We start from the raw sequence: 23,515 nt of genomic DNA on the forward strand, positions 1-23,515 counted from the left end.
AGCGACTCGCCCCAAGAGTCGAACAATATTTGTATTTTTGCGGAAATTTTCGGCACCGCATGGCATCCCTTAATACGGTTAAGATTTTTTCAGGTAGTCAATCAAATTACCTGGCAGAGAAGATTGCCCGTCAATACGGCAAAGATTTGGGCGGTTATACGCTTCGCAAGTTTAGTGATGGTGAGTTATCGCCGAGCTATGAAGAATCGGTTCGTGGCTGTGATGTTTTTCTGATTCATTCCACCAACCCGCCCGCCGATAACTTGATGGAACTGCTGCTCATGGTTGACGCAGCTCGTCGGGCATCGGCGCACTACGTCACGGTGGTCATCCCGTATTTCGGCTACGCCCGGCAGGATCGGAAAGACAAACCGCGCGTGGCCATTGCTGCGAAGCTGGTTGCCAACATGCTGGCGGCTGCCGGGGCAGATCGGCTGATGACCATCGACCTGCACGCGGGTCAGATTCAGGGCTTCTTTGACTTTCCGGTTGATCACCTCGAAGGTGCGTCGGTATTTGTGCCGTACATTCAGAGTCTGAACCTGGACAATCTGCTGATTGCTTCACCGGATGTGGGCGGAGCTGCGCGGGCCCGTGCCTTTGCCAAGCATTTCAACGCCGATATCGTGCTGTGCGACAAACACCGCAAGCGCGCCAACGAGATAGCCTCGATGCAGGTGATCGGGGATGTGGAAGGGGCCAACGTCGTCTTGATTGATGACCTGGTTGATACGGGCGGTACATTATGCAAAGCGGCCGAGATCATTCTGGAGAAAGGAGCGAAATCGGTGCGGGCCATTTGTACTCACGCTGTTATGTCGGGCAAGGCGCACGAAAATATTGCCAATTCTGTGCTGGAAGAGCTGGTGGTATCCGATACATTGCCCATGCGCCAGCACAATTCCAAAGTACGCGTGCTGACGGTGGCCGACCTGTTCGCCAAAGCCATTGGCCGCATTCGTGATCATGAATCTATTAGTTCATTGTTTATAAAATACTAGAGGGAGTAAAGAGACTTTTATCTCTCTTCAAACAGCTAAATTTCTAACAAAATGAAAAAACACGAGATTGTAGGGTATAACAGAGCGAATCTCGGTAAAACGGAGTCGAAAACGCTTCGTGCCGAAGGATATGTACCCGGTGTACTGTATGGTGGCAAATCGCAGGTTCATTTCTATGCACCCACGATTCTGTTCCGCCAGTTGCTGACGTCGCCTGAAGCGTACGAAGTGACTCTGAATATTGAAGGCGACGAATACGTTGCTATTCTGCAGGATACGCAATTCCACCCGGTCAATGACCAGTTGCTGCACGCAGATTTTCTGGAAATTGTGGAAGGAAAAGATATTAAAGTTGAAGTGCCCATCCGTTTTGTCGGAACAGCTCCCGGTGTCCAAAAAGGGGGAAAACTGATCCAGAAAATGCGCAAATTGAAACTGCGTGGTGCCGTAGATCGCATCCCTGATTATGTGGATGTGAACGTGGCCGATCTGGATCTGGGTAAAACCATTAAAGTGGGTGCTGTGAAACTGGAAGGAGTAGAGATTCTGGACGGACCTCTGCTGCCAATCGCCAGCATCGAAATTCCGCGCTCTATGCGGGGCAAAACCGCGGCTTAATTGCGGTTTAACAACTAATAGATTAAACAGAAAGGCCAACCCATTTTGGGTTGGCCTTTCTGTTTAATCAGCGTTATCGTTACGGTTTACAGTGGGCTGAACCGTAATAAACCGTTACTTCTTCGTCACCCGAATTGAAATTCGGCGGTTTTGAGCACGGCCCTCTTCGGAATCGTTCGAAGCCACCGGGTGTTCCTGACCGTAGCCTTCTGCCGTCAGGCGGTTTTCTGCAATACCGAGGGTAACCAGTTCTTTTTTGACAGATGCCGCCCGGTTTTCCGAAAGTTTCTGATTCGAAGTGGCATCGCCAGTATTATCCGTATAACCGCCCAGTTTGACGCTGACATTGGGGTAAGCTTTCAGAATTTCGGCGATGTTTCGCAGCTGCTCCTGCGAGGACGATACCAGGGTCGCACTGCCGGTTTCGAACGTCAGCCGGTCAAAATCAAACCAGGTTTCTTTGTCAACGGCTTTCTGATCATCCTGAATGAAGCCCAAAAGCTTGTTTTCTACTCCACGTTCGGGCAGGGTCAGGTCAACGCCATTGGTTAATTTGACGGCCTGGAAAGCACCCAGATTGGGGGTGTAAACCACTTCGTTGTCGGCTGCGGTCGATTTTTCCAGCTCAACTCCCTCTGTGGTGCCCTCGGCTACCACGCCTTCCTGGGCGTATCCCGTAGCTTGGTGCGAGTGGATGGCAATGTACGGTGCAATGACCAGTGACACAATGGACATCAACTTGATCAGGATGTTCATCGAAGGGCCGGAGGTATCTTTGAACGGATCGCCAACGGTATCACCAGTGACCGACGCTTTGTGTGGTTCCGATTTTTTGTAATAAATCTGTCCGTTGATATCGACCCCCTTTTCAAACGATTTCTTGGCGTTATCCCAGGCTCCTCCGGCATTACTCTGGAAAATACCCATCAACACCCCCGAAACTGTCACTCCGGCCAGAAAACCGCCCAGCACTTCGGGGCCGAACAAAAAGCCCACAATCACGGGAGATATAAGAGCAATGGCACCCGGCAAAATCATTTCGCGAATGGAAGCCTGGGTTGAAATGGCTACGCATTTTTCGTACTCCGGTTTGCCGGTTCCTTCCAGAATGCCCGGGATCTCGCGGAACTGACGCCGAACTTCTTCCACCATTTTCATGGCCGCACGGCCTACAGCGGCAATGGCCAGCGATGAGAAAATAAACGGAATCATGCCCCCGACGAACAACCCGGACAGCACGTCGGCTTTGTAAATATCGATGCCGGTAATGCCCGATACACCGACGAAAGCCGCCAGCAGCGCCAGCGAAGTCAGGGCTGCCGACGCAATGGCAAATCCTTTGCCCGTAGCCGCCGTCGTGTTACCAACGGCATCCAGAATATCCGTACGGCCCCGAACTTCTTCGGGCAGTTCGCTCATTTCGGCAATACCACCTGCATTATCGGCAATGGGACCGAAGGCGTCGATAGCGAGCTGCATGGCGGTGGTGGCCATCATACCTGCGGCCGAAATAGCCACCCCGTACAGACCCGCAAATTTGTAAGAAATAAAAATACCGGCGGCCAGGGTAAGGATCGGTAACACCGTTGATTCCATTCCGACGGAAAGTCCGCCAATGATGTTGGTGGCGTGTCCCGTGGACGACTGGCGCACGATGGTCATAACCGGACGGCGGCCCATAGCGGTATAATATTCCGTAATAATCGACATCAAAGCGCCGACGACCAAGCCGGTGAAAATGGCGTAAAATACATCCAGCCGCGTAAATTCAACGCCCCGGATTTCGAGTTCTCCAGCGGGCAAAATGGCATTTACCAGAAAATACGAAGCAATGACGGTCAGGATGATGGAGGCCCAGTTGCCCATATTCAGCGCACCCTGAACATTGCCGTTATCGTCTTTCACCCGAACAAAATACGTAGAGACAATGGAGAAAATGAGTCCCAGGCCCGCAATCAACATCGGTAACACAATTGGGGCGTGTCCCAGAATGTTGTCGGCTTCTGGAATGCGGATCTCGCGGCCAAGCACCATGGTGGCCAGAATGGTGGCCACGTAGGAACCGAATAAGTCGGCACCCATCCCGGCAACGTCACCGACGTTATCACCCACGTTGTCGGCAATTGTGGCGGGGTTGCGCGGATCGTCTTCCGGAATCCCGGCTTCAACTTTCCCCACAAGATCGGCCCCTACGTCGGCAGCTTTGGTATAAATACCGCCACCAACCCGGGCAAATAAGGCAATGGACTCTGCACCCAGCGAGAAACCCGCCAGCACCTCCAGGGTCTTTTCCATCGGAATACCGTTGACGTCCCCGCCAGCTCCCACATAAATGGAATGAAAAAGAATGAACAACACACTCAAACCGATCACTGCCAGACTGGCAACGCCGATTCCCATCACCGAACCACCGGTGAAGGAAACGTTCAGGGCGCGCATCAGGCTGGTTCGTCCGGCCTGAGCGGTGCGAACGTTCGCTTTGGTGGCGATTTTCATGCCGATATAACCCGCCAGTGCTGAGGTAAAAGCGCCAATGGCAAAGGCAATTCCGATCGGCCAGTCGGAGTTTTCAACCAGCGTTCCGGCAAAGCTGAGCAGCGCAGCCACCACAATACCGAAAACAATTAAAATGCGCCATTCGGCTTTAAGGAAAGCAATGGCACCGTCGGCGATATACGACGCAATTTCCTGCATCCGCTCGTTGCCAGCCTCCTGACGCGAAACCCACATAAATTTGGCATACATCACCACCAGGCCAATCAGACCCAGAATGGGAACAAGGTAAATACTGAAATTCATGCTGAAGGAGTAAAAGGGTTGTTTATGGAAAGAGGCAAATATAATCGGATTAGTAGCATTTGAAAATGAAGCAAGAGCTTTTGATAAATTTTAGGGAAAAATTGTTGCTTTTCCTATGGAGCAAAAAAAAACGGGATTTAATTCAAAATGCAGGTGTTTAAGAAGCAGATGGTTAGCCCGGGCTGACTATTTTTGCTGACCACGTGAACGCTTCCTGTCGATGATGAACCGATATCCATTCCGTTTTTTTCTTATTTTCTCAATTGCCTTTGTTGTATTTGCGTCACAACTAGCTTATAGCCAGAATAAAACCGCTGCTGCCGGGACCATTTTACAGGGCCTCAAGAAACTCAATGTGGTGGGTACGGTTTTGTACGTAGCCGCTCACCCCGACGATGAGAACACCCAAATGCTGGCTTACCTGGCCAACGAACGGCTTTTGCGCACGGGATACCTGGCCCTGACCCGGGGCGATGGCGGCCAGAACCTGATCGGCTCGGAACAGGGCGAATACATCGGCATTATCCGCACGCAGGAATTGCTGGCGGCCCGGCGCATCGACGGACCCGAACAGTTTTTTAGTCGGGCGTATGATTTCGGGTTTTCCAAATCAACCGAAGAAGCCGTTAAAACCTGGGGGCAGGAGCAGGTCCTGGGCGATGTCGTCTGGACCATTCGGAAATACCGGCCGGATGTGATCATTACCCGTTTTCCACCCGACAGCCGGGCCGGACATGGTCATCATAGCGCGTCGGCATACTTGGCCGAAGAGGCCTTTAAAATTGCCAACGATCCGACCAAATACCCGGAGCAACTCAAATGGGTGAAACCGTGGCAGCCCAAGCGCATTTTTTGGAATGTCTTTATTCCGGGTGCGTTTATGAGCAACAAAAAACCGGACGAGCCGGGCGTAATTGCGGTAGAGACAGGTTTGTATAACCCTTTACTGGGGAAATCTTACGGTGAAATTGCCGCCGAGAGCCGGAGCCAGCACAAAAGCCAGGGTTTTGGGGTTCCCGCCAATCGCGGGGTTAAAATCGATTATCTGCTGCTAAAAGGTGGAGCACCGGCGTCAACCGACCCCTTCAATGGCATTGACCTGAGTTGGAAAAGGGTTCCGGGCGGTGCGAAAGTGCAACAGCTGATCAATCAGGCTATTACCGCGTTTAAGCCCGAAAAACCGTCTGCTTCCGTGCCGATTCTGGTACAAACTTACAAGGCGTTGAATCAACTGGATACGGCCAATGTCTACGTAAAAGCCAAGCGGCAGGAAGTTGAAAACCTGATTCAGCAATGCATGGGATTATGGTTTGAAACCAATCCGCATGACTACGCAGCTGCCCCCGGCGAGCGATTGCAGGTGACCAGCAATGTGGTCAATCGGAGCGATGTGCCAGTACGGCTGATTGGGGTGCAAGTACCAGCCCTAAAAAAAGATACCGCTATCAATCTGGCGCTAAAACCCAACGATGTCACTGCCTTTACGAGTGCGATTACTATTCCGACCAACCAGCCGATCTCACAGCCTTACTGGTTGGAAAAACCGGTCGAAAAAGGACTGTTTCAGGTCACGAATCAGACACTGATTGGGCTTCCCGAAAATCCGCCCGCTTTTACTTCCCTATTCACGTTTGAGATTGGCGGGGAGAAATTTACGTTTAGTCGCCCGTGGGTCTACAAATCGACGGATCCGGTTGATGGCGAAATTTACCGCCCCTTTGTTATTCAACCGGCAGTGATGGTCAATCTGGCCGAGGGCGTTTATGTGTTCGCCGATGATACCCCCAAAACCGTTGATGTGGTACTGCGGTCAGGCCGGGCTGCGGTTTCCGGCACCCTGAACCTGGAAGTTCCGGCGGGCTGGCGGGTGGAGCCAGCGCAGGTACCGTTTGAATTCAAGGGGAAAGCGCAGGAGTCGCGGGTGACGTTCCGGGTTTTTCCATCGGCAACCTACAGTGAAGGGAAATTACGGGCGATGGTTACTGTGAGTTCGGCCAAGAAAGCGGACTACGCCAGCAGCCTGCGGCTCGTAGCGTATAAACACATTCCGACCCAGACGGTTTTTCCGGCTGCCGCTGCCAAACTGGTGAAGCTGGATATCAAGGTAACCAGCAAGCAGATTGGCTACATTACCGGAGCTGGCGACCTGGTCCCCGCGGCTTTGCAGCAGATCGGTTGCCAGGTCACCCTACTCGGACCCCGCGAAATGAACGGTGATTTGTCCCGGTATGATGCCATTGTGACGGGTGTGCGGGCCTACAATACGGAAGACTGGCTGCGGTATTACCAACCCCGATTGATGGAATACGTCAAAAACGGAGGGCGGATGATTGTCCAGTACGTTACCCCCGGCGGTTCGTTCATCCAAAACGGGTTAAAAGTTGATCAGATTGGCCCGTATCCTTTTACGATTGGCCGGGAGCGGGTTACGGAAGAAGACGCTAAAATGACGTTTCTGAACCCTCAACATCCGCTGTTGAATTCGCCCAACAAAATTACGGAGCAGGATTTTAACGGCTGGATTCAGGAGCGTGGTCTTTATTTTGCGCAGGATTGGGACAAAGCGTACGAACCCATTTTCTCCGCTCATGACACCAACGAAGCCGCCAAAGAAGGAAGCCTGATTTACACCAAGTACGGAAAAGGACACTTCATGTACACCGGGCTGGTTTTCTTCCGCGAATTACCCGCGGGCGTTCCGGGGGCTTACCGATTATTTGCCAATATGATTTCGGTCGGCCAATAGCCGTACGGTTTAACAATTTTCGTTTTTACGGATAAAATTTAAAGCCGCCCGGACCCGGTTCGGAGCGGTATGAACGGCATGTGGCAAATCTGGATTGATACGGGCGGAACGTTTACGGATGGTATGGCCATTGATCCGGCCGGTAGCCTGCTCCGCACCAAAGTCCTCAGCAGTAGCTGCCTTCGCGGAACATTGGTTGCGGAACCATCACTTCGGTTGGAAGCATCCTGGCTCAAAGCGCCAATTTTTCAAGGATATCGGCTGCGGGTTCTGGAAACCGGAGAGACGGCAACGGTTTTGCAGTTGGATACTTTAGGTAATTTGTTGCTGGATGGGGAGATACATGTAATAAGTCAAGCGACTGTTGAGCTGTCAACGGGTGAAGAAGCGCCGGTTCTGGCCACGCGGTTATTGTGTCTAACACCGTTAGATCAGCCTTTCCCAACCCTGGAAATGCGCCTGGGAACGACGAAAGGAACCAATGCCCTCCTGGAACGAAAAGGGGGCCGGGTGGCGCTGGTCGTCACGGAGGGGTTTAAAGATCTGCTCAAAATTGGTACTCAACAGCGGCCTCGTCTTTTTGAACTGGCGATTCCAGACCCGGAAATTGTCTACGAAACCGTTTGGGAACTGGACGAACGGATGGCGGCTGATGGACAATTGGTTCGGCCCCTGTCGGATCGGGCGGTGACTCATCTCATCGAACAATTGCGTGCCACACAGCCGGAGGTGGTGGCCGTATCGTTGCTCAATGCGTACAAAAATCCGGCGCATGAACAACAAGTGGGCGATGCCTTGCGGCAAGCGGGTTTTCGGGTGACGCTCTCGCACGAAATATCATCGGCAATTCACTACGTTTCCCGGACGCAAACCACCGTGGTGGATGCTTATCTGTCGCCCGTTTTACAATCTTACCTGACTAATCTCACCAACCAATTAGAAGGAAACGCGGTCCGGATCATGACCAGTGGAGGAGGCTTGGTCAGGGCGGAGTTGTTTCAGCCGAAAGATAGTTTGCTAAGTGGGCCGGCGGGGGGCGTCATCGGGGCCGGGGAAATTGCCCGGCGTAGCTCAATTTCCCGAACCTTAACGCTCGATATGGGCGGAACGAGCACGGATGTGGCCCGCTTCGATGGGCGGGTCGACTATCAGTTTACCACCCGAGTGGGTGCGTTTGAGTTACAGTCACCTTCGCTGGCCGTAGAAACCGTGGCTGCGGGCGGTGGATCGGTTTGTTGGTACGACGGGCATCAGTTGCGGGTTGGCCCCCAGAGTGCGGGGGCATTTCCCGGACCTGCCTGTTACGGGGCGGGCGGGCCACTCACCATTACGGATGTGAATCTGTTACTCGGTCGTCTGCACCCCGCCCTGTTTGGCATTCCGGTCGATACTGAGCAGGCCAGGGTGGCTCTACAGGCCGTTTGTCAACAGGTGGAGCAACAGACCAACGAGGCTGTCGATGCAGAAAGTCTGTTGATGGGCTTCGAGCGGATTGCCAACGAAACGATGGCCGGTGCTATTCGCAAAATATCCGTGGCGCGTGGTTTTGACCCCAAAGATTATGCTCTGTTGGTATTTGGGGGCGCGGGCGGACTACATGGCTGCTCGGTGGCCGAACTTCTTGGCATTACAACCCTCATTTTGCCTTTTGATGGCGGATTACTCAGTGCATATGGTATGGGACAAGCCCGGATTGAACGATTGGCATCCCAACAAATTCTGCAGCCGCTGTCGGACTTTGCTCCCAGGCTGCAAAACAGCATCGACGAATTGATTGAAAAGGCTACCGAAGCTTTACAAAAGGATGCCGGTGACCAGGTAAAGGCGGAAGTGCGGCAGATTTTGCTGTATTTGCGGTTACAGGGGCAGGAAAGTACGGTTGAAATACCTTATTCAGACCGGCTGGATGTAGCATTTCAGAAGCGGTATGTGCAGCTATACGGCCATTTCCCGAGCAACCGCCTGATTGAAGTGGAAAGCATGCGGGTGGTGGTTGGCAGTGAAAAACAATCGGAACTAATTTCGTTAGATGTGGTTTCGGAGCGGAGGGCCGAACCGTCTTTTTTCGTTAATGGCATCCCTGCGTATACCTGGGAAAAGCTGGAAGAAGGCGCTTTTTTCGGCGGTCCGGCCTTGTTGTTGAATGCCACTTCATCCTGCTTTTTGAAAAGCGGTTGGGAAATCACGATTGGACCGGGCCGGAATGCCACGGCTCGTTTTTCGGGAGAACCGGAAAACCGGGAAGCACCGTTACTGGAAGCGGCCCAGACCGAGTTGTTTGCCCGGCGGTTTACGGCGATTGCGGAGGAAATGGGCGCGCAGCTCCAGCGGACGGCTTTTTCCGTTAATGTGAAAGAACGACTGGATTTTTCCTGTGCACTGCTCAACGAAAAGGCTGAATTGTTGGTCAATGCCCCCCATATTCCGGTGCATTTAGGTAGTTTGGGGATTTGCACCCGCCTGGTGCTGGAAAAACTCACCCTGGGCCCGGGTGATGTAATTATAACGAACCATCCGAAATACGGGGGTTCGCACCTGCCGGATATTACGTTGATGGCCGGCGTTTTTACGGACCAGAATGAACGGATCGGATACGTGGTGAACCGGGCGCATCACGCCGAGATTGGCGGAAAAGTGCCCGGTTCGATGCCACCGGATGCCACACGACTGGTGGAAGAAGGTGTCGTGCTTGAACCCCAATACCTGGTAAAAGGAGGCCGGTTTTTATGGGAAGACGTGCAAAAACGGTTTACGGAAGCACCGTATCCGACCCGCGCGCTGATCGAAAACCGGGCTGATATCGAAGCCGCGCTGGCTTCCCTGCGTTCGGGCGAGCTCGCGTTGCAGGAACTGGTTCGGCGGCATGGTTTGCCTACCGTGCATCAATACATGCAGCGGCTCCAGCAGGCAGCCGCCAACGCGTTACAGCCTCTTTTGCGTGACTACGACGGCCAAACGTTTTCGGCCCGGGAGACACTGGATGACGGCCACCGGATTCAAGTGGCGATAGCCGTTCGCAACGGGCAAATTACATTGGATTTTACCGGAACATCTCCGGTTCACCCGCGCAACCTGAACGCTAATCTGTCCATTCTTTACAGCGCAGTATTGTACGTTTTACGACTCTGGTGCGAGCCGCGCTCGGTCGGGCCGCGTTCGGTCGGACCGCGCGCGGTTGATCAGGATATTCCCCTGAACGAAGGATTGATGAAGGCGGTTTCAATTCAGCTGCCGGAAAGTTTTCTGAACCCGGCGTTTTCGGATGATCCGACAGAATGCCCGGCGGTGGTGGGTGGCAATACGGAAGTCAGTCAACGACTGGTCGATACCTTACTGAAGGCGCTGGAATTATCGGCTTGCAGTCAGGGAACAATGAACAACTTCCTGTTTGGAAAACCGGTAGAGACCGGAAAACCGTTTGGTTATTACGAAACCATCGGGGGTGGGGCCGGGGCCGGTCCGGGTTTTGCGGGTCGTTCGGCGGTGCATCAGCACATGACAAACACCAGGCTCACCGATCCGGAAGAACTGGAACGGCGGTATCCCGTTCGCTTGCATCAGTTTTCGATTCGTGAAGATTCGGGCGGGGCTGGCGAATGGCGCGGTGGCGATGGCATTGTCCGGGAAGTTGAATTTTTAGAACCGGTTCAGGTAACCTTACTAAGTCAACACCGGGTGGAAGCACCTTACGGTTTGCAGGGCGGAGAATCCGGAAAACCGGGACAACAAACACTCATTGATGGCAATGGTGATGAAAAACCGCTGCCCGGAATTTTTACGCGGGCCATGCGGCCGGGCGAGCGGATCCGAATTGAAACACCGGGCGGAGGGGGCTATGGGGTTAAGAATTCGGCGTGATGAGTAAAAAGTTTGGGAAATAACGGCTATTTTAACCTTCAATTCTTAACGCTTAATTCGTCACTTATCAAAACGCTTTCTCTTCGTTCCGGTCTGGGAAGTATTCTCTTCTGGTCGGTTATTTCGGCGGCTTTCATCGGTCCCGGATCAGTAACTGCCTGCACGATGGCGGGTGCTCAATACGGCTTGAGTCTGCTGTGGGTGCTCACCTTTGCAACGCTCGGTACGGTTTGGCTCCAGGAAGCCGCTTCGCGCATTACCATTGCTACTGGTCGGGACTTGGGGCAAACGATTGCCCTGGCTAACCGGGATCGAGGCAAGGCCATTCCCGCGCTGCTGTTTTTTGCAATTTGGCTGGGGTGTGCCGCTTATCAGGCGGGTAACATTTTGGGGGCCGTTTCAGGCCTGGCGCTGCTGACGGGCTGGTCGGTTAAAGGATGGACGGTTGGCGTGGGGCTGGTGTGCCTGGTGCTGTTGGCGATTGGGTCAACGCAATGGATTGCCAATTTTCTGGGAATCGTTGTTTTTGCGATGGGAGGGGCCTTTGTTTACGTGGCCATGGGAACCCCCGTTTCGTCGGGCGAGGTCGTAAAATCGTTGGTGATTCCTTCGTTCCCGTCGGGGTCATTGCTGCTCATCAACAGCCTGATCGGGACAACTATCGTGCCTTATAACCTGTTTTTTGGATCGGGAATTACCTCAGGCCAGACGCTGAGCGAAATGCGGCTGGGCATCTGGATCGCTGTATTGCTGGGCGGATTGATTTCGGTCGTGTTGCTGTTGGCGGGTTTGCTCGTAACGGGCGGCTTTTCGTTTGAGAACATGGCCAATGTGTTGAGTGAGCGGGTGGGTAGTTGGGGCGGAAGCCTCTTTGCTTTTGGCTTGTTTGCCGCCGGTTTTGCTTCGTCGCTGACGGCCCCGCTGGCGGCCGCAGTGACCGCTCGCGGGTTGTTGGGGTGGACGGCTACTACCTGGCGTTACCGGCTCGTCTGGCTGTCGGTGCTGGGAATTGGGTTGCTGGTCGGCTTGTCAGACTACAATCCGGTAACGATTATTGTGGTAGTCCAGGCAATCAACGGAATTCTGCTACCGGTAGCGACGGTTTTTCTGTTTCTGACCATCAATGACCCCAAACTCATTCCGGACGGATACCGCAATTCGCGATGGCAAAATCTGGCGATGCTTTTGGTGGTGGCCGTATCAATGCTTTTTGGCGGTTGGAACGTCTGGCTGGCCGTTCAGAATCTGCTTTCCTGACGGTTTATCGAAGTTCTGGTTCGTTCGTCACAAAGTCCATTGATTTTAGGTAAAGAGAACTGTATCTTCGGTTTAACAAACGAAGGACGGTATGAAGACGAAAAGATACATACTTATCGGGTGGGTTTGCCTTCTGGCGCTGAGTGGCTTGAGCGGTTGTGCGACCAAAGTGTATCAGTTCACCCCCGTATCCGGCGACATAGCCCAAATCGAAGGACGACCGACGACAAAAGCAGAAAAAGAAGGTATTACCGTTGTGGCCTCTTTTGAGCGGCTGGATCTGCAATACGTTGCGCTGGATATTGAAGTCAAAAACAAGACGGATCATTCTTTTACCGTCAATCCCGCCGATTTTGAATACACGGCTTTGGATAATGACCAGCAAACGGTTTTTGTCATTACTCAATCGCCCCAAAAACCGCTCATGTTTGCCGCAGCGGATCCTGTTCGGGAGGCTGATCGCACCGCTTACAATCAAGAGCGCGAAGTCAAGCGCCTAAAGACCGCCAAAGTATTGAACACGGTTTTGCTGGTTGCGGCCATTGCCAGCGACGTCGCAAGCTCGTCGAACCGGAACAACCACCGTCCGGAGCGCTGGATGCAAAACCGGATAACGCACAACAACATTTATGCGGCCATCCAGGCCAAGCGCATCATTGACCACGGAACGTTTGCCAACCGAATGGAGCGGTATGACTACGAAACGTACCGCTGGAAAGAATTGTCCATGAAGCCTACGACACTTCAACCCGGTGAGTCTGTGCGGGGGCTCGTTTACCTGCCCATGAGCCACGAAGCCCGGCATATGCTGGTCAATTATCCGGTGTCGGAGCATGAATCGGTGATGCTTACGTTCCAACAGGAATGGGTGAAGGCGAAGAAGAGAAGGAAGTAAAACGGTCAAAACGTTGCCGGTCTTCAAGATCTGTACGGTTTGAAATACCCCCTTGCTATAAATGCTTGACAATCAGGTTAAGCATTATTTATTTATTGAATACCCCTGATTGACTCGCAGGAAAGTCGTATTTTTAGCTTAGTAATTCTTCCCGAAATCAAGGACTAATGCAATTTTCCCACCTTCATTGCCATACCCAATACTCGCTGCTCGATGGACAGGCCGAGATCAAGAAGCTGATCAAGAAGGCTAAAGCCGATAACATGCCCGCCGTGGCCATTACTGACCACGGGAATATGTTCGGGGTGTTTGAGTTTGTCGCCGAAGCCGCCAAGCAAGGCATCAAGCCGGTGGTAGGCTGCGAGTTTTACGTGGTAGAAGATCACACCAAAAAGCAGTTTACCAAGGAACAGAAAGACATTCGGTACCACCAGTTGCTGCTGGCAAAAAATCCTACGGGCTACAAAAACCTGATCAAGCTTTGCTCGCTGGGATACATGGAAGGGCTGTATGGCAAGTACCCCCGTATTACGAAGGAACTGATCGATAAGCACAAGGAAGGGCTGATTGCCTCGACCTGCTGCATTGGAGCCTCGGTGCCGAAAACCATTCTGAAAAAGGGAGAGGAAGCGGGAGAAAAAGAATTTCAGTGGTGGCTGGATCGCTTCGGCGAGGATTACTACGTTGAATTGCAACGCCACGAAATTCCCGACCAGATCAAGGTGAATGAGGTGCTGGTACGGTTTGCCCGCAAATACAATGTAAAGATCATTGCTTCCAACGACTCCCACTACGTGGATCGGGAAGACTGGGTAGCGCACGATATCCTGCTGTGTGTTAATACCAACGAAAAACTGAGTACGCCTTCTGAGAAAGAATTTAACGACGAAGAAGGTTTTAAAAAGGGAACCCGATTTGCGTTTTTCAGCGATCAGTTCTATTTCAAAAATACGCAGGAAATGTCAACGCTTTTCAGCGATTTGCCGGAAGCAATTGACAACACCAACGAGATTGTCGACAAGGTTGAAACGCTGAAACTGAAGCGTGACATTCTTTTGCCAAACTTCGTCATTCCCGATGGGTTTGCCTCTCAGGACGATTACCTCGAATTTCTGACCTTTGAAGGAGCCAAGCAGCGCTACAAGATTCTGACGCCGGAAGCTGACGAACGGCTGCGGTTTGAGCTGGGCGTTATTCGGCAGATGGGTTTCGCGGGGTACTTCCTGATCGTTTCCGACTTCATCAAGGCCGGGCGCGATCTGGGCGTGATGGTGGGGCCGGGCCGGGGCTCGGCGGCTGGCTCGGCGGTGGCTTACTGCATCGGTATTACGAACATCGACCCGATTAAATACAATTTGCTGTTTGAGCGGTTTTTGAATCCCGACCGGAAATCGATGCCCGATATTGATACGGACTTTGACGACGAAGGCCGTCAGAAGGTGATCGATTACGTGGTGAAAAAATACGGTAAGCAGCAGGTGGCCCAAATCGTCACGTACGGTACAATGGCGGCTAAATCGGCCATTAAAGACGTGGCTCGTGTGATGGAATTGCCGCTGCCGGAATCGAACGCCCTGGCGAAGCTCGTGCCCGACAAGCCGACGTACAACATGACCCTCAAAAAGATTTTTGAGGATTCGATTGATACGCTGGGGATGATGATTCAGCCCGAGGAAGTCGAGAACGTGAAGCGGATGCGGCAGATCGAAGCCGGAAACGATTTGCAGGCGAAGGTACTGAAACAGGCCCGGAAGCTGGAGGGCAACATCCGGAACACGGGGATTCACGCGGCCGGGATCATCATCGCCCCGGAAGACCTATCAAACATCGTCCCGGTATCGACTTCGAAAGAATCAGATCTGATTATCACGCAGTACGAGGGCCGGGTGATTGAGGATGCGGGGGTAATCAAGATGGACTTTCTGGGGTTGCGAAACCTGACCATCATCAAAGAATGCCTGCGGCTGGTCCGACAAAATTACGGTGGATTCCTGATCAACGGCGTCGAAACCGATATTGACGATATTCCGCTGGATGACACAGCGACGTACGAACTCTTCCAGCGGGGGGAAACAAACGCGATCTTCCAGTTCGAATCCGACGGAATGAAAAAGTACATGAAGGACCTCAAGCCCGACCGCTTTGAGGACCTGATTGCCATGAACGCGCTCTACCGTCCTGGTCCGATTGCCTATATTCCGACATTTATCAACCGGAAACACGGTCGCGAAGAAGTGAAGTACGATTTGCCAGAAATGGAGGAGTATCTCGCTGATACCTACGGGATTAACGTCTACCAGGAGCAGATCATGCTGCTGTCGCAGAAGCTGGCCGGTTTTACCAAGGGCGATGCCGACGTCTTGCGGAAGGCGATGGGGAAAAAAGACCGGGCGACGCTCGACAAGATGAAGGGAAAATTCATCGACGGTTGCGCGGCCAACAAACTGAACATCAAAACCTGCGAGAAAGTCTGGACCGACTGGGAGGCCTTTGCTTCGTACGCCTTCAATAAATCGCACTCGACTTGCTATGCGTTTGTAGCCTATCAGACGGCTTTTCTGAAAACGCACTACAAGTCGGAATACATGGCGGCCGTCTTGACGAGCTGTTTGGGTAACATCGAAAAGATTACGTTCTTCCTGGAGGAATGTAAGGCCATCGGTATTCCGGTGCTGGGGCCGGATGTGAACGAATCGGAACGGTTTTTTGGGGTCAATCAGAAAGGCGAAATCCGGTTTGGACTCGGTGCCATTAAAGGAACGGGTGATGCCGCTGTGGAGTCGATCATTGAGGAACGCAAAAAAGGCGGCCCGTTCAAGGATATTTTTGATTTCGTGATCCGGATCAACCTGCGCACGGTCAACAAAAAAACGCTGGAGTCGCTGGCCTATGCCGGGGCATTCGACAACCTGGCCGATATGCATCGGGCGCAGTATTTCGATGTGCCAGCCGGCGAAAACGGAACCTTTATCGAAAAACTGACGCGATACGCCAACAATTACCACGCCGAAAAGTCAGCAGCCCAGCAATCGCTGTTTGGGGGGGCGGGTGGCGAACCTGACATCCCACGTCCGAAAGCGCCGAATGTTCAGCCTTGGAGTGAAATTGAGAAGCTTAAATTTGAAAAAGAAGTGGTCGGTTTCTACATCTCCGGTCACCCGCTGGATGAATTCCGGATCGAACTGGAGAGCTTCTGTACCTGTACGGTCGACAAGTTGTTCGACGAGTCGAACCAGGGCAAAGAGGTTACCGTTGGTGGAATTGTGTCGAGTAAGCAGCTTCGGCAATCGAAAAACGGTAACCCGTTCGTTATTTTTAAGCTGGAGGATTACAATGGTTCGGTTGAGATGAGTTTGTTCGGGGAAGATTTTGTCCGGCTGGGCAATTACATCGAGGAAGGCTTGTTTCTGCACGTCAAGGGTAAACTCCAAAACCGCTGGAACTCGGATGCTTTCGAATTCCGCCCGAATTTCATTCAGTTACTCACGGAAGTGCGGACGAAATACAGCAAAGAGCTTTGCGTGCAGTTGGATTTGAAGCTGATTAATAACGAGTTTGTTGCCAAGATTACCGATTTGGTCAAAGAGTATCCAGGTTCGTGTAATCTGGTGCTGCGCGTTATGGACGAAGAAGATCGGGTGGAAGTGAGTATGTTATCACGGCCTTTCAAAATTACGCCGGTAAATGAGTTGCTGAAAGCGCTGGATGCCATGGATGGCGTAGGCTACCGGTTGAATTAAAATTCGAAAGGCGGCTGATCAGCCGCCTTTCGAATTCAGGTTTATTTCTTTTCTTCAAATGAATCGACGTTAACCCGGATTCTCCGGTCGGGCATTTCGTCTACTTCCATCAGAAACGTTATTTTGCCTGCTGCCCCTTCAAGTGTTAAGGTTGTATTTTGTTGATTGCCACCGGGATCGACGAAGCGAGCTTTCATGACCGACTTCCCCTCTTTGTACGGAATTGTCCAGGAGCAAGTATTGGATTGAACTTTACCAGTCATTTTCTGATCCGCGTTTCCACCAGGAATGATGGTAATTTCGGACGAACTGATTTCAATGGTGCTGTTTTCATCGACCGTCCGCTGAACGGTGCCGTTGCGGTCGAGGTATTCGGTTTTGGACACCGCCAGTGTAACGTTTTTGTCACATTGGCCAAAGCTGGTAGCCACGGCCAGCGTTAAGAACGGAAGTAAGAGAAACTTTTTCATACAGTATTTGTCAGTTAATGTTACTTTTCAAAGATAAACATTGAATTAATTACTGGGCAAAACAAGCTACTTTGTTTTGCAAGGATAATGATATACGGCTAAGGCATTGGATGAAAGGAGAATGACTGGTCGCAGTAGGCCGGATGTGCAATTGCGGAAGGGAATGAAAAGGGTGCGTGAACTTTTTTCAAATGCAAAACATTGTACGTACATAAGAGTTAAAACGAATAAAAATAGAGATACAAATCATGGCAAAAGCGATTGAAATAACCGACGCTACCTTCGCAGATGTAATCAACTCTGATAAACCTGTCTTAGTGGATTTCTGGGCTGAATGGTGTGGGCCTTGTAAAATGATTGGACCCGTTGTGGAACAACTGGCCGGCGAATACGAAGGCAAAGCTGTTGTTGCTAAAATGGACGTGGATATGAACGCGCAGGTTCCGGCCCAATTTGGTATCCGGAGCATTCCGACGCTGATGGTGTTTAAAAACGGCAAAATGGTTGACAAGGTAATTGGTGCCGTTCCCAAAGCTGTTCTGGAACAAAAATTAGTCGCTCAACTGTAAATTGATATTCGGTACGGTTTTTTTTCTGCTGAACTAAAACCGTACACCAGTGGATGTGACCTTTACGAATACAAGCCGGGCCCTGGGCCCGGCTTTTCGTTTTCCAGCCGTTGCAGTGACAAAGTGGCTGCCGAAGCTTGTCCGGTTTCGTCTTTTGGTCTATCTTTCCATACACCGAATATGACCTAAACGATGAAACAATTTTTCCTGCTGATTCCCTTACTCTGCGTACTGACGGCGAGTGGGCAATCGTTTTCGCCCGCTGAAGTGGCTCGCTGGCAGAAACGCGCCCAATCCATCACCATTATCCGGGACACCTGGGATATTCCGCATATTTACGGAAAGACCGATGCCGACGTTGTTTTTGGGCTGTTGTACACGCAGTGTGAGGATGATTTTGCGCGGGTGGAAGAAAACTACCTGGACGCGATTGGACGAATGGCCGAGGTAGACGGCGAAGCGGCTTTGTACCACGATTTGCGGGCGCGACTTTTCATGGATACGACGCAGGCCGTTGCGCTTTATCAGAAATCGCCGGGCTGGATGAAAGAATTGCTGGAAGCCTTTGCCGACGGAACCAATTATTACCTGCATACCCACCCCCGCGTAAAACCGCGCTTACTGACCCGCTTTCAACCCTGGATGCCGTTGATGTTCAGTGAAGGTAGCATCGGGGGGAATATTAGTGTGGTCAATACCGACCGAATCAAAGCATTTTATACCCATTCGGCGTGGTCGTCGCAACGGTTTGACTTTGAGAAACACGAACGTGAACCAACGGGATCGAATGGTTTTGCAATAGCCCCCTCGAAAAGCGCAACCAAAAACGCGCTCTTGCTCATCAACCCGCACACCTCGTTTTACTTTCGGTCGGAGGTGCATATGGTGAGCAAAAAAGGACTTAATGCCTACGGGGCGGTAACTTGGGGGCAATTTTTTGTCTATCAGGGGTTTAACGAAAACTGTGGCTGGATGCATACCTCCGGTGATGCCGACTCGGTGGACGAATACCTGGAAACGGTTGAAAAAAGGAATGGCAAGTACTTCTACAAACACGGTGATGTGTGGAAACCCGTACAAACCGAAATTATAAAGCTTCCTTATAAAACCGCAAACGGGATTCAGCACCAGGAATTCACGATTTATCGCACTCATCATGGCCCCGTTGTGGGGCAGTTGGGCGAAAAATGGATCACGCTGAGCATGATGAATGATCCGCTGAATGCACTTGCCCAGTCATACCAGCGCACCAAGGCAACAAATTACGAGCGGTATAAAAAAGTGATGAAATTAAACGGCAACGCAACCAACAACACGGTTTATGCCGATCGAAACGGCACGATAGCGTACTGGCATGGGAATTTTATTCCGAAACGGAATCCGAAGTTTGACTGGAATCAGCCCGTTGATGGCAGCGATCCCGAAACCGATTGGAAGGGGTTACACGACATTGATGACATTGTGCAGGTCAAAAATCCGGCGGTGGGGTGGATTCAGAACTGTAATTCGACGCCGTTTACGGCCTCGGGGGCTGATAGCCCAGTACAAAGTCAGTATCCGGCCTACATGGCACCGGATGGTGAAAATTACCGGGGCATTAATGCCGTGCGGGTGTTGCGTGAGAAAACCGTTTTTACGCTTGATACCCTCATCGCTGCGGCTTACGACCCGCGTCTGCCCGGTTTCGATGCGTTGATCCCTGCTTTGCTCAGCGCGTTTGATGCTGTTACTGAGCCATCGAAAACCGTGGGAGAAGCGGTTGATATATTGCGGAGTTGGGATAAAACCTACGGTACGCATTCAGTGGCAACCACGCTGGCCATTCATTGGGGAGAACGGATTCAGCGGCTGGCCCGTTCGCGTTTTTCCAAAGGCCAGCGATTTGATTACCTGAGCTTTACCGCTTTTACGGTGGAGAAGACCAGTCCGCAAGAAAAAGTAAAAGCCCTGGCCGACGTGCTGGATGAGTTGACAAAAGACTTTGGTACCTGGAAAATTGCCTGGGGTGAACTCAACCGGTTTCAGCGCCTAACCGGCAAAATCCAGGAAACGTTTGACGACCAGAAACCGAGCCTGGCGGTTGGCTTTACCCCGTCGGCCTGGGGAACACTGGCAGCTTTTGGTGCCCGGACGTATCCCGGAACGAAGAAGCGATACGGTTATGTCGGTAACAGTTTTGTAGCCGTGGTTGAATTTGGAAAGAAGGTGAAAGCCCGTACCGTAGTAAATGGCGGACATAGCAGTGATCCAAATTCTCCGCATTTTGACGATCAGGCCGCCCTATTCTGCGAAGGGAAGTTCAAGACGGTCTGGTTTTATCCCGAGGACGTGCGGCAACACATCGGAAAGACGTATCATCCGGGTGAATTGGCGCAAGCTAACTGATGTTCCGTCAGTCAGCGGCCGCGTTTGAATACGTGCGGATTATCGACAAAACTTCTTCCCCGATCATTTTTACTTTCATTTTTCCGAAACCCTTAACTGTGATGAGCTCATCCAGCGTGGTGGGCCGGACGCGGGTCAATTCCAGAATAGTTTTTCGGGGCAAAACCATGTAACCGGCCAGGTCATTCTCTCCGGCCAGATCGTCGCGCCATTTGGTCAGGGCTTTGTACAGACTGGTGCCTGATTTAGAGCCGGATTCGGTGTCGCTATCGCTTTTACGGCGATCCTTTTTGCGGGTGGATTGAAACGTCAGTTCTGCGTGATTGCGGGCTTTAAGGTATTCCAGCGTTTCAAAACCGTTCAGGCTGTTTTCCAGACACTGAAGTTTGATGAACAGTTCTTTGCTCAGTTCGTCCAACGATTCATGCAGGACATCGCGTACCTGCTTGTTGTCAGAATCCGTGGGAAGGCCTTCCAGGGGTTGTATAAGTTCGCTGAAAAACAAGACGTTGAAGTACTGAGCCGCTTTCTTGATCCGTTCCTGCAAAGGCTGGTTTTCTTCCGGAAGCTGGTTTTCAGTAAATAAGGATTGCACCTGTTGGGCAAATCGAACGGCCACGTTTCGGGCTTTCTCCCGAAATACCGTTTGCAGTTGCTGGAAACCCGAAGCCAGCCCTTCGTCCAGACTGACCGAATGTTCGGAAATGAGCCGCAGGCATTTGGTAAACAGGTAATCGATGCGGTCCAACGAAAACAAATCCAGCATCAGTTGCTCCTGGTTTGTTTGTTTGGAGCGCCACAGCTCCTGGTTATCGGGAGTTTGTTGCTGGACCTGCTCGTGAAATTCTTCGAGCAACAGTTCGGTTTTGATGCTGTGCGACGGAATCGGCTCCCGCAATACCAAACCGTCGAGCGTTTTGCACCGGCTGAGGGCTACATAAACCTGTCCGTGGGCAAAGGCCGCAGCCGCGTCAATGATAGCCTTTTCAAAGGTCAACCCTTGGCTTTTGTGAATCGTAATGGCCCAGGCCAGCTTTAAGGGGTACTGAACAAATTTGCCAATGGGTTCCTCCCGAATTTCGTGCGTTGCCGGGTCGAGCGTATACCGGATATTGAGCCATTCCAACGGCGTGATGGCCAGCGGTTCGGGATCGGATGGGCATTTGACGTAGATAACATCGTCGTCGATGTCCGTAATCTGCCCGATTTTTCCGTTATAAAACAGTTTCTCGCGCGAAACATCATTTTTGACAAACATCACCTGCGCGCCGATTTTCAGCTCAAGGCTGGCTTCGGTTGGAAAGGCGTGGGCCGGAAACTCACCCTCAATGGTAGCATCGAACGTATGCAGGGGTTGTGGAAGCGACTCCAGCTTCTGACTGTTGATGTGCTGAGCGGCCTGATTATGCGTCGAGAGGGTGATGTAGCCTTCCGCATCGTTGGGAGTGAAATCGGGAATGTGCCGCTGATTTAGCTCATTGAGCTGCGAGATGGTCACCCGTTTTTCCCGCACGCTGTTTAGAATGTCGATAAACCGTTGATCAGCCTGGCGGTAAATGTGTTGTAGTTCAATGGCGATATACGGTATTTTCTGCAAGGCCTGGCTACCGAAAAAATAACCGGTTTCGTAATACGGTTTCAGCAAATCCCAATCTTCATTCCGAATGACCGGCGGCAGCTGTTGCATGTCGCCAATGAGGAGTAGCTGAACACCACCGAACGGTTCGGGGCGGTGCCGGAAGCGACGCAGCACGTCGTCAATGCCGTCGAGCACGTCGGCGCGTACCATACTGATTTCATCAATGATGAGCAGATCCAGGGTTCGGAACAACTTGATTTTTTCGCGGGTAAATTTTCGGTTTTCCCGGCCTAGTGCCCCTGGTGGCAGGGGCCCAAATGGCAATTGAAACAGCGAGTGAATGGTAACGCCCCCCGCATTGATGGCCGCAATGCCGGTTGGCGCTACCACGGCCAGCCGTTTGGAGGATTGTTGCTTGACCTGGTGCAGAAAAGTCGTTTTACCCGTGCCCGCTTTTCCCGTCAGAAAAACATGGCGATTGGTATGCAGAATAAAGTCGTGAGCAAGCTGGAGTCTTTCGTTAACAATGGTGGGCATACAGTAGCAAATGGTAAACAAAAAAACGTCCTTGGTTTACGATCCGGGACCCGGTTTGAAAAGGAAGTCAAGATACGAAAAGAAACCGTAGTGCCCCAATCGATTTTTCCTTTCATCCCGCTAGACTGACACATTCAGAAAGGGAAGCGGACAAGCCGCTATAGGGCCGAATAAGTCCAACGTTAGCAAGATCGGTTGGACAGAAAACCGGATTAGCTGGAGTTTAATTTCTAGAAAAGTACAATATTGGTTTCGTATTATTCTATTTAGTGGGCGCTGGAATTAAAAAAATATTATTTTTCTGAATGCAAGAGTATTCAGCAGGGGAATTTGTATCTTTACTCATCAGATGATATGATGACTACAGAAAACATACCCATTAAACGCGAAAGTCTGGCCGACGCGGTTGTCAACAAGTTGCAGGAGCAAATCACGATGAACCACTATAAAGTAGGGGAAAAACTGCCTTCGGAGCCTGAGTTGATGCAGCAGTTTGGGGTCGGGCGATCGACGGTTCGGGAGGCTGTTCGGATTCTGACCAACAAGGGGTTGGTGCGCGTCCAGCAGGGCCTGGGCACCTTTGTACAGTTGCCACCCAACAACGTAGAACCGTTGCACCAGTGTCTGCAACGGGCAGAAGGTGCGGACGTGAACGAAGTGAGGCAGTTGCTGGAACTGAAAATTGCCGAAAAAGCCGCCCTTAACCGCACCCAGGAAGACATTGATTTAATGACGGTTTTTTTGCAGAAGCGGCATGATGCCGCCTTGCAGAACCAGCCGGAAGACTGCATTGAAGCCGATATTCAGTTTCATATCCGGCTGGCAATGGCCTCCCAAAACGATGTGCTGGTTGATTTGTATAAAATCATCGCCGACAAAATGAAGAAGTCATTCATGGAAGTTTTCATCACGACGGAGACCCTGCTCAGCAAGCAGACTATGCATACCTCCCTGCTGCAAAGCGTGGTCGATCGCGATCCCAAAAAAGCATGGTATTGGGCGGCTAAGATTACGGGCCAGATTCAATAGTACTCTCCTTGATGCGCTGCCTTAACTCATTT

General features: G+C 51.7%; 13 protein-coding genes. 10 read left to right on the forward strand and 3 right to left on the reverse strand.

Annotated features, from left to right (window positions below; translation table 11 throughout):
• Positions 1-59 precede the first annotated feature (59 nt).
• Both ACYVH9_RS24950 and ACYVH9_RS24955 read left to right on the forward strand, forming a co-directional pair.
• Positions 60-1,001, forward strand: coding sequence for a ribose-phosphate pyrophosphokinase (locus ACYVH9_RS24950; protein WP_460639146.1), 942 nt, complete (start codon positions 60-62; stop codon positions 999-1,001).
• Positions 1,002-1,052: 51 nt separating this feature from the next.
• Positions 1,053-1,619, forward strand: a complete 567-nt coding sequence (locus ACYVH9_RS24955; protein ID WP_460639147.1) for a 50S ribosomal protein L25/general stress protein Ctc — start codon at positions 1,053-1,055, stop codon at positions 1,617-1,619.
• A gap of 114 nt (positions 1,620-1,733) precedes the next feature.
• Here the strand turns inward: ACYVH9_RS24955 and ACYVH9_RS24960 are convergent, their stop codons facing one another.
• The gene (locus ACYVH9_RS24960; RefSeq protein ID WP_460639148.1) at positions 1,734-4,418 is read right to left on the reverse strand and encodes a sodium-translocating pyrophosphatase; all 2,685 of its coding nucleotides are present in this window, start codon (positions 4,416-4,418) and stop codon (positions 1,734-1,736) included.
• A gap of 223 nt (positions 4,419-4,641) precedes the next feature.
• Between ACYVH9_RS24960 and ACYVH9_RS24965 the strand changes: the two genes are divergently transcribed.
• The 5 genes from ACYVH9_RS24965 to dnaE all read left to right on the forward strand — a co-directional run bounded on the left by ACYVH9_RS24965 (position 4,642) and on the right by dnaE (position 16,914).
• Positions 4,642-7,164 (forward strand): PIG-L family deacetylase, encoded by a 2,523-nt coding sequence (locus ACYVH9_RS24965; protein ID WP_460639149.1) that lies wholly within the window; start codon positions 4,642-4,644, stop codon positions 7,162-7,164.
• Between the two features lie 78 nt (positions 7,165-7,242).
• On the forward strand, positions 7,243-11,022 hold the full coding sequence (locus ACYVH9_RS24970; protein WP_460639150.1) for a hydantoinase B/oxoprolinase family protein: 3,780 nt from the start codon (positions 7,243-7,245) through the stop codon (positions 11,020-11,022).
• Positions 11,023-11,034: 12 nt separating this feature from the next.
• Entirely contained in the window at positions 11,035-12,279 is a 1,245-nt protein-coding gene (locus ACYVH9_RS24975; RefSeq protein ID WP_460639151.1) for an NRAMP family divalent metal transporter, read from the forward strand.
• Positions 12,280-12,370: 91 nt separating this feature from the next.
• Positions 12,371-13,174, forward strand: a complete 804-nt coding sequence (locus ACYVH9_RS24980) for a hypothetical protein (protein ID WP_460639152.1) — start codon at positions 12,371-12,373, stop codon at positions 13,172-13,174.
• A gap of 167 nt (positions 13,175-13,341) precedes the next feature.
• Positions 13,342-16,914, forward strand: a complete 3,573-nt coding sequence (gene dnaE, locus ACYVH9_RS24985; protein WP_460639153.1) for a DNA polymerase III subunit alpha — start codon at positions 13,342-13,344, stop codon at positions 16,912-16,914.
• Positions 16,915-16,955: 41 nt separating this feature from the next.
• On the opposite strand, the gene ACYVH9_RS24990 is transcribed toward dnaE, so the two are convergent.
• Positions 16,956-17,384: a hypothetical protein gene (locus ACYVH9_RS24990; protein WP_460639154.1), complete on the reverse strand. Its 429-nt coding sequence runs from the start codon at positions 17,382-17,384 to the stop codon at positions 16,956-16,958.
• A 248-nt stretch (positions 17,385-17,632) separates the two neighbouring features.
• On the opposite strand from ACYVH9_RS24990, the gene trxA reads away from it, so the two are divergent.
• Positions 17,633-17,953 carry a thioredoxin gene (trxA, locus tag ACYVH9_RS24995; RefSeq protein ID WP_460639155.1) on the forward strand — a complete coding sequence of 107 codons (321 nt, stop codon included), beginning with the start codon at positions 17,633-17,635 and terminating at the stop codon, positions 17,951-17,953.
• Between the two features lie 192 nt (positions 17,954-18,145).
• Positions 18,146-20,338, forward strand: a complete 2,193-nt coding sequence (locus tag ACYVH9_RS25000) for a penicillin acylase family protein (RefSeq protein WP_460639156.1) — start codon at positions 18,146-18,148, stop codon at positions 20,336-20,338.
• A 7-nt stretch (positions 20,339-20,345) separates the two neighbouring features.
• On the opposite strand, the gene ACYVH9_RS25005 is transcribed toward ACYVH9_RS25000, so the two are convergent.
• The gene (locus ACYVH9_RS25005; RefSeq protein ID WP_460639157.1) at positions 20,346-22,454 is read right to left on the reverse strand and encodes an HRDC domain-containing protein; all 2,109 of its coding nucleotides are present in this window, start codon (positions 22,452-22,454) and stop codon (positions 20,346-20,348) included.
• A gap of 354 nt (positions 22,455-22,808) precedes the next feature.
• On the opposite strand from ACYVH9_RS25005, the gene ACYVH9_RS25010 reads away from it, so the two are divergent.
• Entirely contained in the window at positions 22,809-23,483 is a 675-nt protein-coding gene (locus ACYVH9_RS25010; RefSeq protein ID WP_460639158.1) for a FadR/GntR family transcriptional regulator, read from the forward strand.
• The last annotated feature ends 32 nt before the right edge of the window (positions 23,484-23,515 follow it).

Source organism: Larkinella harenae (assembly GCF_054780515.1).

Excerpts from the sequence above, each read along its gene's own strand:
- ACYVH9_RS24950 (WP_460639146.1), top strand. The coding sequence starts at position 60 with ATGGCATCCCTTAATACGGTTAAGATTTTTTCAGGTAGTCAATCAAAT.
- ACYVH9_RS24955 (WP_460639147.1), top strand. The coding sequence starts at position 1,053 with ATGAAAAAACACGAGATTGTAGGGTATAACAGAGCGAATCTCGGTAAA.
- ACYVH9_RS24960 (WP_460639148.1), bottom strand. The coding sequence starts at position 4,418 with ATGAATTTCAGTATTTACCTTGTTCCCATTCTGGGTCTGATTGGCCTG.
- ACYVH9_RS24965 (WP_460639149.1), top strand. The coding sequence starts at position 4,642 with ATGAACCGATATCCATTCCGTTTTTTTCTTATTTTCTCAATTGCCTTT.
- ACYVH9_RS24970 (WP_460639150.1), top strand. The coding sequence starts at position 7,243 with ATGTGGCAAATCTGGATTGATACGGGCGGAACGTTTACGGATGGTATG.
- ACYVH9_RS24980 (WP_460639152.1), top strand. The coding sequence starts at position 12,371 with ATGAAGACGAAAAGATACATACTTATCGGGTGGGTTTGCCTTCTGGCG.
- dnaE (WP_460639153.1), top strand. The coding sequence starts at position 13,342 with ATGCAATTTTCCCACCTTCATTGCCATACCCAATACTCGCTGCTCGAT.
- ACYVH9_RS24990 (WP_460639154.1), bottom strand. The coding sequence starts at position 17,384 with ATGAAAAAGTTTCTCTTACTTCCGTTCTTAACGCTGGCCGTGGCTACC.
- trxA (WP_460639155.1), top strand. The coding sequence starts at position 17,633 with ATGGCAAAAGCGATTGAAATAACCGACGCTACCTTCGCAGATGTAATC.
- ACYVH9_RS25000 (WP_460639156.1), top strand. The coding sequence starts at position 18,146 with ATGAAACAATTTTTCCTGCTGATTCCCTTACTCTGCGTACTGACGGCG.
- ACYVH9_RS25005 (WP_460639157.1), bottom strand. The coding sequence starts at position 22,454 with ATGCCCACCATTGTTAACGAAAGACTCCAGCTTGCTCACGACTTTATT.
- ACYVH9_RS25010 (WP_460639158.1), top strand. The coding sequence starts at position 22,809 with ATGATGACTACAGAAAACATACCCATTAAACGCGAAAGTCTGGCCGAC.